15 protein-coding genes, 1 pseudogene and 1 riboswitch are annotated in these 13,322 nt (G+C 63.1%); of the genes and pseudogenes, 7 read left to right on the forward strand and 9 right to left on the reverse strand.

Going from position 1 to position 13,322, the window contains the following annotated elements:
- Nucleotides 1–61: 61 nt before the first annotated feature.
- Complete coding sequence (locus MesoLj_RS20580; RefSeq protein WP_202322111.1) at nt 62–535, forward strand: hypothetical protein; 474 nt, start codon at nt 62–64, stop codon at nt 533–535.
- Nucleotides 536–704: 169 nt separating this feature from the next.
- Nucleotides 705–1,880: a GGDEF domain-containing protein gene (locus MesoLj_RS20585; RefSeq protein ID WP_202322112.1), complete on the forward strand. Its 1,176-nt coding sequence runs from the start codon at nt 705–707 to the stop codon at nt 1,878–1,880.
- Here MesoLj_RS20585 and gcvP read toward each other — a convergent pair whose 3' ends face one another.
- The 4 genes from gcvP to MesoLj_RS20605 form a co-directional block, all read right to left on the reverse strand.
- Nucleotides 1,881–4,691 carry an aminomethyl-transferring glycine dehydrogenase gene (gcvP, locus tag MesoLj_RS20590; RefSeq protein ID WP_202322113.1) on the reverse strand — a complete coding sequence of 937 codons (2,811 nt, stop codon included), beginning with the start codon at nt 4,689–4,691 and terminating at the stop codon, nt 1,881–1,883. It lies immediately after the preceding gene.
- 18 nt (nt 4,692–4,709) lie between these two features.
- Nucleotides 4,710–5,078 carry a glycine cleavage system protein GcvH gene (gene gcvH, locus MesoLj_RS20595; RefSeq protein WP_140773246.1) on the reverse strand — a complete coding sequence of 123 codons (369 nt, stop codon included), beginning with the start codon at nt 5,076–5,078 and terminating at the stop codon, nt 4,710–4,712.
- A gap of 5 nt (nt 5,079–5,083) precedes the next feature.
- Nucleotides 5,084–6,184, reverse strand: a complete 1,101-nt coding sequence (gene gcvT / locus MesoLj_RS20600; protein ID WP_202322114.1) for a glycine cleavage system aminomethyltransferase GcvT — start codon at nt 6,182–6,184, stop codon at nt 5,084–5,086.
- A gap of 149 nt (nt 6,185–6,333) precedes the next feature.
- Nucleotides 6,334–6,420, reverse strand: a riboswitch (glycine riboswitch).
- A gap of 100 nt (nt 6,421–6,520) precedes the next feature.
- Nucleotides 6,521–6,706 (reverse strand): transposase, encoded by a 186-nt coding sequence (locus MesoLj_RS20605; RefSeq protein ID WP_202322115.1) that lies wholly within the window; start codon nt 6,704–6,706, stop codon nt 6,521–6,523.
- Between the two features lie 68 nt (nt 6,707–6,774).
- Here MesoLj_RS20605 and MesoLj_RS20610 point away from each other — a divergent pair.
- The 5 genes and pseudogenes from MesoLj_RS20610 to MesoLj_RS20630 all read left to right on the forward strand — a co-directional run.
- Nucleotides 6,775–6,999 (forward strand): annotated as a pseudogene (locus MesoLj_RS20610) (IS3 family transposase); the annotation flags it as partial.
- A 115-nt stretch (nt 7,000–7,114) separates the two neighbouring features.
- Nucleotides 7,115–7,687, forward strand: a complete 573-nt coding sequence (locus MesoLj_RS20615; RefSeq protein WP_140773252.1) for an NADPH-dependent FMN reductase — start codon at nt 7,115–7,117, stop codon at nt 7,685–7,687.
- 157 nt (nt 7,688–7,844) lie between these two features.
- On the forward strand, nt 7,845–7,976 hold the full coding sequence (locus tag MesoLj_RS20620) for a hypothetical protein (protein ID WP_244735553.1): 132 nt from the start codon (nt 7,845–7,847) through the stop codon (nt 7,974–7,976).
- 110 nt (nt 7,977–8,086) lie between these two features.
- Nucleotides 8,087–9,088, forward strand: coding sequence for a hypothetical protein (locus MesoLj_RS20625; protein WP_202322119.1), 1,002 nt, complete (start codon nt 8,087–8,089; stop codon nt 9,086–9,088).
- Nucleotides 9,089–9,200: 112 nt separating this feature from the next.
- Nucleotides 9,201–9,629, forward strand: a complete 429-nt coding sequence (locus MesoLj_RS20630; protein ID WP_140773257.1) for a hypothetical protein — start codon at nt 9,201–9,203, stop codon at nt 9,627–9,629.
- Nucleotides 9,630–9,713: 84 nt separating this feature from the next.
- Here the strand turns inward: MesoLj_RS20630 and MesoLj_RS20635 are convergent, their stop codons facing one another.
- From MesoLj_RS20635 to gfa, 5 genes are all read right to left on the reverse strand, one after another.
- Nucleotides 9,714–10,505, reverse strand: a complete 792-nt coding sequence (locus MesoLj_RS20635) for a molybdopterin-binding protein (protein WP_140773259.1) — start codon at nt 10,503–10,505, stop codon at nt 9,714–9,716.
- A gap of 1 nt (nt 10,506) precedes the next feature.
- Nucleotides 10,507–11,388: a cytochrome b/b6 domain-containing protein gene (locus MesoLj_RS20640; RefSeq protein ID WP_140773260.1), complete on the reverse strand. Its 882-nt coding sequence runs from the start codon at nt 11,386–11,388 to the stop codon at nt 10,507–10,509.
- Between the two features lie 97 nt (nt 11,389–11,485).
- The gene (locus tag MesoLj_RS20645; protein ID WP_140773262.1) at nt 11,486–12,163 is read right to left on the reverse strand and encodes a DUF1345 domain-containing protein; all 678 of its coding nucleotides are present in this window, start codon (nt 12,161–12,163) and stop codon (nt 11,486–11,488) included.
- A gap of 30 nt (nt 12,164–12,193) precedes the next feature.
- Entirely contained in the window at nt 12,194–12,661 is a 468-nt protein-coding gene (locus tag MesoLj_RS20650; protein ID WP_202322121.1) for a YaiI/YqxD family protein, read from the reverse strand.
- A 64-nt stretch (nt 12,662–12,725) separates the two neighbouring features.
- Entirely contained in the window at nt 12,726–13,295 is a 570-nt protein-coding gene (gene gfa / locus MesoLj_RS20655) for an S-(hydroxymethyl)glutathione synthase (protein WP_140773265.1), read from the reverse strand.
- Nucleotides 13,296–13,322 lie beyond the last annotated feature (27 nt).

Consider the following 13,322-nt stretch of genomic DNA (forward strand, 5'->3'; position numbering starts at 1 on the left):
GGCTGTGCTGTAGTGTCTTTCCCTGAAGAACGACCCGACAAATCGGGCGACGGGGCAGGGCATGCGTCAGACGAAATTTGCGGCGGCGGCCACGATGGCGGCCGTCTTGATGATCACCGGGTGCACGACGAACAACAACGTCGACACGACCAAGACCACCGCGATCCAGCCGGCCGCCAGGGATGTCGATACGTCCGATCTGGCGCAAGGCAAGGCGCAGTTTCGCGACGCCAATTATGGCCTCGCCGAACAGCATTTCCGCAAGGCCGTCGAGCTGAAGGCCGACAATGCGGAGGCCTGGATGGGACTCGCCGCCTCCTATGACGAACTCGGCCGCTTCGACTTTGCCGACCGCGCCTACGGCCAGCTCCTGAAAGTCGCCGGCCGCAAGCCGCAGATCGTCAACAATATGGGCTATTCGCAACTGCTGCGCGGCAACAAGAAGAAGGCCAGGGCGCTGCTGCTGGAGGCGAAGGCCGGCATGGCCGATCCCACGGTCGTCAACGCCAATCTAGCACTGCTCAACAAGGGCTGATGGCCGTCCTCGCGATGGCCAAGGGTACGGTTTCGGGACAGGTGGTATCGACGCTTTGTAAACCTTAACCGCAGCTTCGGTCGAAAGATCGGCTGAAAACCATGATCGAGGGCTGCCGCTGACCTAGAATGCGGCGTAACCGCCGACTCTCGAGAGGCCCCCGCCCGATATGCTGGATTTCAGTTCGCTCCTGCTCGCGGCCGCGCTGTCGGGCACCTGTCTGGCCGTCACCATGTTTGCAATCTGGTTCACCGCGCCGCGGGCCCGTTTCGTGCTGACGGTGGCGTGCGGCATCCTGGTGCTCGTCGCGCATGTGATCCTGTTCTGGCGATACACCAAGGAGCCGGATCCGCTGCTTTGCCAGATCGCGCTGGCGCTGCTCAGCCTGGGCTTCCTGATCCTCTGCATTTCGGCCATGCAGTACCTTGGCGTGCCGGACCACAAGCGTGCGGTCGTGCCGACACTTGCCGCCATGGCAATCTGCGCGGCCTTGACCCTCCTCGGCCTTGATGGTGTCGGCTTCATCGTCACTTACGCGACAGTGACCGTGCTGCTGTCGACGATCGGGGCCATGTTCTGGGTCAATGGCAGCCATGATCGCCGCATCCTGCTGGTGGTCTCGTTCCTGAGCGGCACCTGTGCGCTGTCGTTTGCCCTTTGCGGCATGGTTCTGCTGGCCAAGGCGCAATGGACGCTCGGGGTGGCGCCCGACAATTGGGCCGAACGCCTGAATTCCGTCGTGGCGGTGGCCTGCATGACCGGCCTCGGCGCCTTGACGCTCTCGCTGCACCATCTGCAGGCACAGATCGAGCTGAAGGCCGAGACGATGACCGATCCATTGACCGGGCTGATGAACCGTCGTGGGTTGACATCGCACCACGGCGAGCGGTCGTTCGGTCCCTTCGCGGCGATCGTCATGTTCGACCTCGATCACTTCAAGAGGACGAACGACATCTACGGTCACCCCATAGGGGATCAGGTCCTGTGCCGATTCGCCGCCGTCATCCGGAAATATGCCAGGACCGGCGTCGACGCCTTTCGGCTGGGCGGCGAGGAGTTTGCCGTCGTCATGTCGCGGATGACGGAAGAGCGGGCCTATGATCTCGCCAGCAAGATCGGGGTGGCCTTCGGCACCGAAATCGTCGCCACTCCGCTCGGTCCGTTGCGCAGCACGGTCAGCGGCGGCATCGGCTTTGGCGGCGCCGACGGCAGCAGCCTCGACGAAGTGCTGGCCGAGGCGGACGCCGCGCTTTACGCGGCCAAGCGCGCCGGCCGAAATTGCGTCGTCAGCCGCAAGAGGATGGGCAAGGCCGAACCGGTCAAGCCGGCCTTGCGCTCAGCTTAGTTACTCCGCTGCTCCCAGATAATCCGACAGCGGCGGGCAGGAACAGACCAGGTTGCGGTCGCCGGCGACATTATCGATGCGCGACACCGGCGGCCAGTACTTTGCCGCTGTGTCGGCGTCGCCGGCGGGGTAGGCCGCTTCCAGCCGCGAATAGGGATGGTTCCACTGGCCGGCCAGTGCCTCGGCGGCGGTGTGCGGGGCGTTGACCAGCGGGTTGTCGGTCAGCGGCCATTCGCCTTTCGCTACCTTGGCTGCCTCGCCGGCGATGGCAATCATCGCCTCGCAGAAGCGGTCGAGCTCGCGCTTGGGTTCGGACTCCGTCGGTTCGACCATCAGCGTGCCGGCAACCGGAAACGACATGGTCGGTGCGTGGAAGCCGTAGTCGATCAGGCGTTTGGCGATGTCATCGACGCTGATGCCGGCACTCTCCTTGAGCACGCGCGTGTCGAGGATGCACTCATGCGCGATGCGATCGTGCCGGCCCTTGTAGAGCAGGGGGAAGTGCGGCGCGAGCCGTGTCGCCACGTAGTTGGCCGAGATGATGGCGGTCTCCGTTGCCTGCTTCAGGCCTGCAGCACCCATCATGCGGATATACATCCAGGTGATCGGCAGGATGGAAGCGCTGCCGAAAGGTGCGGCCGACACCGCATGCGCCGAGCCTTCGGTGACATGGCCCGGTAGATAGGGCTTCAGATGCGCCTTGACGCCGATCGGGCCGATGCCGGGGCCGCCGCCGCCATGCGGGATGCAGAAGGTCTTGTGCAGGTTCATATGGCAGACATCAGCGCCGATATCGGCAGGACGGGCAAGGGCGACCAGCGCGTTGAGGTTTGCGCCGTCGAAATAGACCTGGCCGCCATGCTCGTGAATGAGGGCGCAGAGGTGGCGGGCGCCTTCTTCGTAGACGCCGTGCGTCGAGGGATAGGTGAACATCAGCGCCGCTAGGTTTTTGGAATGCTCGTTGGCCTTGGCCCGCATATCGTCCATGTCTATATTGCCGTCCTCCAGGCAACGCACGACGACGACGCTCATGCCGGCCATCGCCGCACTGGCCGGGTTGGTGCCGTGCGCGGAAGAGGGGATCAGGCAGACGGTGCGGTGGCCTTCACCGCGCGAGCGATGATAGGCGCGGATGGCGAGCAGGCCGGCATATTCGCCCTGGCTGCCGGCATTGGGCTGCAGGCTGACAGCGTCGAAACCGGTGATTTCCGACAGCCAGCCTTCCAGCTCGCCGATCATGGCGCGATAGCCGGCCGAATGCGCTGATGGCGCGAAGGGATGCAGATTGGCGATGCTTGGCCAGCTCACCGGCATCATTTCGGCCGCGGCGTTGAGCTTCATGGTGCAGGATCCGAGCGGGATCATGGAACGGTCGAGCGCAAGGTCCTTGTCGGCCAACCGGCGCAGCAAACGCATCATGTCGGTTTCCGACTTGTTCTCGTTGAAAACCGGCTGGGTCAGGAACTCTTTTCCACGCGGCTTGCCGGGTACCGTGCTGCCGGCCGAGGGCCCGGCCTTGGCACCGAACAGGGCCGCGATCGCGTCGAGATCAGCGTCGGTCGAGGTCTCGTCGAAGGCTATGGCGACATGGTCGGCATCAAGCACGCGAAGCAGCCGGCCGGTCTTTTCGGCGGCGGCGGCGATCTCAGCGGCCTTGCCCTTTACCTCCACCGTCACCGTGTCGAAACGGCTGGCGCCGAGCACGGGCACGCCTGCCGCCTTGAGACCGCCTGCCAGACGGTTGGCCAGCGCGTGGATGCGCCCGGCAATCGCCTGCAGCCCGGCGGGTCCATGCCAGATGGCATAGGCCGTCGCCATGTTGGCGAGCAGTGCCTGCGCGGTGCAGATGTTGGACGTCGCCTTGTCGCGGCGGATATGCTGTTCGCGCGTCTGCAGGGCGAGGCGGTATCCGGGCCGGCCCTTGCTGTCGGTCGACTGGCCGACCAGGCGGCCGGGCATCAGCCGCGTCAGCCTGTCGGAGACGGCGCAATAGGCGGCGTGCGGGCCGCCAAAGCCCATCGGAACGCCAAAGCGCTGCATCGGCCCGACGGCAATGTCGGCGCCGAGTTTCGCCGGCGCATCGGTCAGCGTCAGGCCCAGCGGATCGGCGATGAAGACGACCAGCGCGCCGGTGGCGCGGGCCTTGTCGATCGCCACCTTGTGGTCGCCATAGACGCCTGACGTATCGGGCCAGGAGACGAGCAGGGCAGCCGTGTTGTCGTCGATCGTCTCGCCGTCGATCTCGATGCCGAGTGGTTCGGCGCGGGTGCGTACCACATCCAGGGTCTGCGGATGCGGCGTGCCGGCAAGTGCCACCTTGGTGCGTTTGTCGCGATGGTGGCGCAGCGCTATGCCGACCGCTTCGGCGACAGCGGTTGCCTCATCGAGCAGCGAGGCCGACGCCACCGGCAGGCCGGTCAGTTCGGTGACCAGCGTCTGGAAATTGAACAGCATTTCCAGGCGGCCCTGGCTGATCTCGGCCTGATAGGGGGTATAGGCCGTATACCAGGCCGGATTCTCGAACAGATTGCGCTGGATGACCGGCGGCACGTGTACGCCGTGATAGCCGGCGCCGATGAAGCTCTTCAGCACGGTATTCCCAGCCATTGTCGCCGACAATTCGGCCAGTGCTTCGGCTTCGCTCGCCGGCGCCGGCAGGGCCAGCGGCAGGTCGAGGCGAATCGATTGCGGCACGGCCTGGCTGATCAACGTCTCGACAGAGGGGACGCCGATCACCGCAAGCATGGCTCTGACGTCGCTGACATCAGGACCGATATGGCGGGCCGAGAAGGGGGTAAGTGCTGCGCTCATCGTCTTAAAATCCTGTTATCAGCCGATATGGGCTTTGTAGGCGGCCTCATCCATGAGGCCGGCGAGCTGGCTTTCGTCGGCAAGCTTCATCTTCCACAGCCAGCCGGCGCCGGTTGCCGCCGAGTTGACCAGCGAGGGGTCGGAAGACAGCGTGCCGTTGGCCTCGGTGATCTCGCCGTCGACCGGCGCGTAAACGTCGGAGGCCGCCTTGACGGATTCGACCACGACGGCGGTATCGCCCTTGGTCAGCTTCTTCCCCGTTTCCGGCAGTTCGACGAAGACGAGGTCGCCGAGCTGCTCCTGCGCGTAGTCGGTGATGCCTACGGTGGCGATGCCGCCTTCGACGCGGAGCCATTCGTGATCCGATGTGAAATAGGTCTTTGCCATGCGGTCTATCCTTTGCGGTAGCGATGAGGGGTGAAGGGCAGGGAACTGATATCGACAGGGATTTTCGTGCCGCGCACGTCGGCGAAGACCCGCGTGCCGGGCTTTGCCAGCGATGCGGCGACATAGCCCATGGCGACCGGGTGGCCAGCCGAGGGGCCAAAGCCGCCCGATGTGACATGGCCGGCGGGATTGCCGTCGGCGTCCAACAAGGCAGCACCAGCGCGCACCGGTTGGCGGCCTTCCGGCTTCAGGCCGACACGCCTTTGCGCTGGGCCGCGTTCCACGGCGGCGCGCAGGGCGTCCGCGCCGATGAAGGCGCCGGACGCGCGGATGTCCTTGGGGATTGCCCACATCAGCGCGGCGGCCGCCGGGTCGGTCTCCGGCGTGATGTCCTGGCCATGCAGGCAAAGCCCCGCTTCCAGCCGCAGGCTGTCGCGCGCGGCAAGGCCGATCCACAGCACGCGTTCATCCTCGAGCAGCTTCGCCACAAGGTCGCGCGCATCGGCCTCGGGCAGGCCGATCTCGAAACCGTCCTCGCCGGTATAGCCGGACCGGCTCATGAACCAGTTCTTTCGCGGTTCGACACCATGCATGAACAGCAGCGAGCCAGTCTCGATGCCGGCGCGGGACAGCACGGCCCAGGCCTCGGGTCCCTGCATGGCCAGGAAGACGCGATCGAGCGGGCCGACCTCCACGTCAAAATTCGCGGCCAGCTCGCGCAGATGCTTTTCGTCGGCGATGGCGTTGCCGGCATTGGCGACGACCATGAAGCGGTCGGCGCCGAGGCGGGTGACGATCAGGTCGTCGAGGATGCCGCCTGCCTCATTGAGGAAGAACGTCAGTTTGGATTGCGAGATTTCGAGCGCGCCGGCATCCAGCGGACAGGCACGGTTGAGCAGCGCGACCGCTTCCGGTCCGCTGACCTCGAACAGTTTCATGTGCGAGATGTCGAACAGGCCCGCATGTTCGCGGGTATGCAGATGTTCCTTCATGACGCCGGCCGGGTAGGTCAACGGCATCGACCAACCGGCGAAGGCGCCGAAGCGCGCACCGGCGGCTGTGTGGATATCCTCGAGGGGAAGGTGTTTTGAGTCGTCGCCCGTCATGTCGTCTCCAGAGTCGCACGCAATCGGCCGCGAATGGCGACCAGTCCGTGCCCCTCTGTCTGAAGCCTGAGAGACTCGCGCAGCCGGAACCCTGTCAGCGGCGCTTACACCTTCGGCGCGGGGGCAAGCCCCGACTTTCCAGAGTGTCTTTCCCGTCTACGGTTCTTTTGCCTGAGAGATTTCGGGCGATTTCCCCTTCGGCGGCAGCTCTCGCTGCTCTCTCCCGCAAACAGGTAGGACTCAAAACCTCGAGTCCTCGACGCGCCATCCATAGCCCGCCGGCGACACCTTGTCACCTCCCTGCGACATCTAAAGCGCGTTGCGCGTTAGCTAAGGTCAGGACTCGTTGATCCAGAAGATGAATGTTGCGGCGAAGGCGATTGCCGAGAGGAAGGTGCGCGCGCATCGGTCGTATCGTTTGTAGATGCGCCGCCAGTCCTCGATCCGGGCGAACATGTTCTCGATCTTGTGGCGCTGTCGGTAGAATGGGATCGTATTCGTGCTGGATGCGATGGCTGGCATGGGGCGGGATGCATGGAGCGATGCCCTTGTTGGCCAGAGCCCGTCGGAAGGCGGCGGAACCGTAAGCCCTGTCGGCGAGCATGAGCAGACGCGCCAATTGCTGGGACGCCGCCGTCGCGGGATCATCCTTCAGCAGCCTGAAGAAGGAGCGCATCCGAAAATGCATCTACAAAACCCGAAGCCTCGCCCGGGCCGACATCTTCGATTATATCGAAGTCTTCTACAACCGAACCCGTCGCCACAGCCATCTCGGCGGCGTCAGTCCCAAGGCGTTCCAAAGCGCCGCGGCGTGAGGCTGGGAATTGTCTGCCAATCCGGGGGCAGTCCAATCTGAAGGAATTTAACTGGCGCCTGTCCTTGATTAAGCGGATACTGTTTCTGGGTCGGTGGGAAACCCTGGAGGGCCTCATGACCACACACAAGGTCGGCTACCTGATCGGTAGTCTCGCCAAGGCGTCGATAAATCGCAAGCTTGCAAAAGCACTCGTGCAACTCGCCCCGCCAGAGCTTGAGATGTCGGAGATTTCCTTCAAGGATTTGCCGCTCTACAGCTACGACTACGATGCTGACTTTCCACCTGTCGCGCGCACTTTCAAAGACTCCATCGCCGCTGTGGAGGCAGTGCTTTTCATAACACCCGAGTATAACCGCTCGATCCCAGGCGGGTTGAAGAACGCGATCGACTGGGCGAGCCGCCCATATGGCAAGAATTCCTTCGCTCGCAAGCCGTCGGCCGTCATTGGGACATCACCGGGAACTATTGGAACCGCCGTGGCCCAGCAGAGCCTGCGCAGCGTGCTGAGCTTCTGCAATTCGCCGCAGATGAATGCTCCGGAAGCCTACATACAGTTCACGCCGGGCCTGATCACGGACAGCGGCGAAGTGACGGTTGAATCCACCGAGCAGTTTTTGCGCACCTACATGGCCGAGTTCCATATGTTTATTGCACGGGTACTTCAGGTGCTTCCCAAAGACGCCTGACGACGTTTCAAGTGTCTAAACGCAGTCGCTGCGTTGTGTTTTCCGGTGCGGTCGCGGCTGCCAACTGATCGGCGGCAGCCCTGTCACAGAGGTTTTCGTGATCGATCTTGTGATCGCGCCCTACGCTGTATTGCTCATTCGACTTTGCCTTGGGGTCATGTTCGTTGCGCATGCGACGCTGAAATGGCGCGTGTTCACCATTCGCGGGACCGTCGCGTCCTTCAACTCCTGGTCTAGATCTTTGTTTTTTGATGCATGTCGTTCTCCCAGAACCGCTGCTCACTTTTGAGCGACATGCATTGGCCGACAAGTCTTCGCTAACCACGCCGTTTGCCGGTTTTTCAAGACACTCCTGATATACGAGGCCGATGTAACGCTTTGGGGCGGACGGGGACGACAATGGGCGAATTGATCATGAGCGCGCCGGTGGCGGGGCTGACCTCGAAGAACCGCATTGCCTCGGAGGACGTGGTGATGCTGCGCCGCGAGGTGTTCGCCGATGGCGTGGTGACACGGGGCGAGGCCGAGGCGTTGTTCGCGCTCGACCAGACGGCGCGGGACAAATGCGCGGATTGGGCGCCGTTCTTCGTCGAGGCGGTGACCGATTACATCGTCCACCAGGAAAAGCCGTCCGGCTACATCTCGCAGGACAATGCCGACTGGCTCGTCCGCACCATCTCGCGCGACGGCATGGTCGACAGCCGCACCGAACTCGAATTGCTGGTCCACGTGCTGGAAGAGGCAAGATCGTCGCCAGGCAAGCTTTGCGTCTATGCGCTCGAGCAGGTTGCGCACGCCGTCATCGATGGCAAGGGGCCGCTGATGCTGGGTGGTGCACTGGTGCCTGGACTGATCGCCAGGGCGGAAGTCGAGCTGCTGCGCCGCATCCTCCACGCCCATGGCGGCGACGGTAACATCGCCATCACCCGGAGCGAGGCCGAGGTGCTGTTCAGGATCAACGGTGAGACCGCCCAGGCCAAGAACGATCCGTCCTGGAACGACCTGTTCGTCAAGGCTATCGCCAATTTCGTCATGTGCTCGGCCGGCTATGAAGCCCCGACTCGCGATGTGGCGCTACGCCAGGAAACCTTCCTCGAGCACGCCGATCCGGAAATCGGCGGCTTCTTCAGTCGCATGGTCTCCGGCGGCCTTGCCGGCATCATCGAAGCCTACCGGTCTCCGGATGATATCGAGGCGGAATGGGAAGCCAAGAACAGGGCGGCCGAGGCTTTGGCCCGCCGCGCCGAGACGATCGATGTCGGGGAAGCCAAATGGCTGGTCGAACATATCGGGGCGAACCGTCCTCTCTACGAGAACGAGCGCGCGCTGCTGACCCTGATCAAGCATGCCTCGCCGGAGATTCATCCGGCGTTGAAGCCGCTGCTCGACAAGGTTGCCTGAAAGAACAAGCGTACGCTGCGCGTCACTCCCTCTCGGTTTCGATAGGGTTCGCCGGCCATAAAACTCCTCTAGTGTCGGGTGGGGACGTCCACTCTCAGGGGGAGAACAACACATGACCGCATTTCGGAAGATGCTTGTGCTTGCCTTTGCCGCTGGCCTTGGCTCGACAACGCTGGCCTTTGCCGGCGGGATGACGCCGGAGCAACAGGCCGATGCCCGCACCAAAGTGGAAACAGCCGTGGCGCTGGCCAACATCGCCAAGGCCGACAAGGATGGCGAGGCGATGCTCGTCGCCGCCAGACTGCTGGCCCAGGCCGGCCCGGTAGCCGAGCAGGGCGCCAAGGTGAAGGACGGCAAGCCGACGCTGATGGACACCGGCAAGATGGCCAAGATGGCCAAGGACATGGGCGCCGACGCCAAGAAGGCCGATGCCGTCGCCAGTATGGCGACGTCGAACGGTGAAACCGCGCGCAGCGACGGCTATTGGTACTACAGCTGTGATTCCTACAACAATTGTCAGTGGATCTACGCCGGCTATTGAGCGGAGCCGGGGGCTCAAAACACAGTATAGCGTTGGTCATTGGCCCGTGGTCTCCACGGGCCGATCCTCTTTTTCGGATGCGGGTCAGATGCCGCCGTACCAGTCGTAGCCATTGTCTTCCCAATAGCCGCCGCGGCCGCCGCCGACATTGGCGAAGCTGTCGACCAGTTCGATCTTGTAGAGATATTTCGGCATCTTGTAGCCGAGTTGGCGCTCGACGCGCACACGCAGCGGCGCGCCGTTCTCGACCGGCAACGGCTTGCCGTTCAGGCCATAGGCCAGGATCGTCTGCGGGTGGCGGGCGTCGATGAGGTCGATCGTGCCGTAATATTTGATGTCGCCGGACAGGCTGCGGTCGATCGTGTCGAGGCAATGGAACATGACATAGCGCGCCTGCGGCTTGACCACCGCCTGGTCGAGCACCAGCGACAGCGGCGTGCCGGTCCATTTGGCGATGCAGCTCCAGCCTTCGACACAGTCGTGACGGGTGATCTGGGTGCGGCTCGGCATGTTCTGAAGCTGCTCGCGGCTGAGCGACAGCGGCTTTTCAACCAGTCCCGAGACTTCCAGCCGCCAGTCGGCGAAATTGTTGGCAAGCAGGCCCTTGTAGGTGTCATCGTCAGGGGCGGTGACGCCGTTCGGCCGCTGCGGCTGGCGGATATCGGCCTCGGTGAATTCCGGCGCCAGCGCGTCACGTCCGGCAAGCAGGCGCTGCGCGCGATATGTCAGGCCATTGGCATTTTCGAGGAAGCTGCGCAGCCCGCTGCCGATGCTCAGCTGGCTGTCGAAAGCGTCACATCCCGACAGCATGATACCCGAGGTGCCAAGGCTGGCGGCGGTCAGGAATTTTCTGCGGCTGATCTGGAACTTGGCCATCTCAGGCACTCCTTTCGGTCGTCTTGTCGTCATGCGCGGGAGGGTCCGTGCGGTACCAGCCGGTGATGATCGAGCGCAGTTCGTTGATCGGGCCGGCGGCCAGGATCATCAGGATGTGAATGATGAAGAAGCCGACGAGCAACAGCATGACAGTGAAATGGATGGTACGCGCCGTCTGCCGGCCACCGAGTAGCTCGTTGAGGAACGGCAGCACCGAATTCATGCTGGGCGACATGGCGAGGCCGGTGATGATCATCAGCGGCAACAGCACGAACAGCACCCCACCATAAGCCATCTTCTGCAGCGTGTTGTATTCGCGTGTGTGGTGGAATTTCAGCCTGGCGTGGTCGACGATGTCCCGCGGCAGCCGCTTGAGGTCGTCGAGGCGCGGGGCGAGATCGCGCCTGATATGGCCATTGATCAGGCTGGCGACCAGCCAGACGATCAAGGTCGTCGTCAGGATCCAGGCGAAGAAGAAATGCACGACGCGGGCGGTGCCGAGATCATAATAGGAGGGAATGGTTGCCCAGGACGGGAAGCCGCGCGCCGTCTCGTTACCTGGCGGACCCGACCAGCCGAGAACGCCTGTCGTGTCGAAGCGGTGCCCGAAGATTTCGGTGTAACCGCGCGGACCGGCATCGGTGTTCGCGGCGCCGATTTCGAAAATGGTGTTGTTGTATTCGAAGCCGGATTGCTTGCCGATGTAGAGTTGCGGCCGGGCGTTGAAGATCTGCAGGCCGGAAAGCAGCATGAAGAACAGCGAGATGGCCCAGATCCAATGCGTCAGCCGTGTCCAGCGCGACTGGCGGTAGATCAGTGTGCTGTCACTCGACGCGGGAGCATCCGGTCCGGTGGCGGATTGGCTTCTGGCAACGGATTCCATCTTGTCTCGTCTCCCGGCCTCGCGGCGTGGCCTGCGCGTTCATTGTCCTCCTGATACGTCGCGATCCAAACCGATGTTTCATCCGATCACGGATTTATTACGGACCACCAAGGCTGACGGCGAGATTGACGGCCGCGGCGACGATGACCGTGTTGAAAAAGAACGACAGGATGGAATGGACAAGCACGACACAACGCATATGCGTCGTCGAGATGTTCGTGTCGGCGGTCTGCGCCGTCATGCCGATGACCGCCGAGAAATAGAGGAAATCCCAGCCTTCCGGACGCTTGTCACCCGGGAACAGCAATCCGCCGACCGGGATTTTTGTCTTGGTCTTGGTGTCGACCTCGTCGCCGTCCATCCAATAGACATGCGCATAATGAAGTGCCGCCATGGCATGGATAGTGAACCAGCCGAGTGGGATCGACAGCAGCGCGAAGCCAAGTTCGACCGGGTGGCCTTTGTCCTTCTGGTTGATCAGCAGGAACAACGAGACAAGGGCGACGCCGACAACGACAAGCGTGACGGCGAAGATGACCAGCACCGGCTGATCGGTGGCCCGCGCATTCTTGCTCAGATATTTGCCGGTGAATTTGGGCATCTGGCTGACGACAAGAATGACGTAAGTGGCGAAAAAGGCGTTGGCGCCGATCGAGTAGGCGAGCGGGGCGTGCAGCAGCAACGCCACAAGCAGCGCAAGCGCGCCGAAACACGCGGACATGGCGAACAGCATGTGGCGCTGCATGGGTTTTTGCACGGGGATTTCGGCAGCCATGGTGGTTCCGACCCTGAATGGCGCTCTGTTCTAGCTCGGTGTGGCGGATTTCAGGGCGCGCCGCAAGATGCGGTCGAGTTCGCCGAGGAACCGCGAGCGGTCCTGCGGTGCGAAGGAGGCATTGTAGCCCTTGCTTTCGCCGGTCTCGCGCAAATGCTGCTTGAGGTCGCGCATGGCCACCGCCATGCCGATGGTTTCGGGTGTGAATGGGCGTCCGGTGGGGCCAAGCACGTGGGCGCCCAGCGCCACGGCGCGGGCCGCGAGCGGAATATCAGCAGTCACCACGACATCGTTGGATTTGGCGTTCTCGACGATCCAGTCGTCGGCGGCGTCAGCTCCCTTGGAGACGACGACGTTGCGGATCATCGGATCGCGCGATGGCCGCAAGCCGCCATTGGATACGTAGGTGACGACGATGCCAAGGCGCTCGGCGACTTTCTCGACCTCGGCCTTGACCGGGCAGGCGTCGGCGTCGACGTAGATGGCGGGTGCGGTCATTGTCTCTCCGAAACGGACAGGGGGCCGGAAACATGTCCGGCCCCTGCCTGAAATCTTACAGCGTTCAGGCCGGCAGGGCGCCGGATTTCTTCGCCGTCCAGGTGGCGATATAGTCCATCAAGCCGGGGTTGAGGCAGTCATAGGGCTCCAGCCCGATCGTCTTCAACCGCGCCCGGATGCCGTCCATCCGCTTCGGATCGACGCCGGATTCGATGATTGACGAGACAAAGGCGGTGAAGCCCGGCGGCGACCAGCCGTCCTCCTCGAAACGCTCGGGGTGGATGAAGGTCAAGCCCTTGAACGGATGGTCACGCTCGACCGGTCCGTGCATGTGGACGCCGCAGCCGGTGCAGGCGTGGCGCTGGATCAGCGCGCTGGGGTCGACCACCTTGAGCTTGTCGCCGTTCTCGGTGACGGTGACGTCGCCGGTACCGGCAACGGCAACCACCGAGAATACGGCACCTTCCGGCTTCCAGCACTTGGTGCAGCCGCAGGCGTGATTGTGGGCGATCTGCCCCTTGACCTTCACCTTGACCGGCTTGCTGGTGCAGGCGCAGACCAGCGTGCCGCCGGCAAAGCTTGCGCTTTCCTTGGGCAGGCCATTGTCGATTTTCGGGTGCAGTTTCTCCGCCATTCCATTCTCCTCCCAGTTGTGAACCAC

It is taken from the genome of Mesorhizobium sp. 113-3-9 (genome assembly GCF_016756515.1).
In the GTDB taxonomy this organism is placed as follows: Bacteria; Pseudomonadota; Alphaproteobacteria; order Rhizobiales; family Rhizobiaceae; genus Mesorhizobium.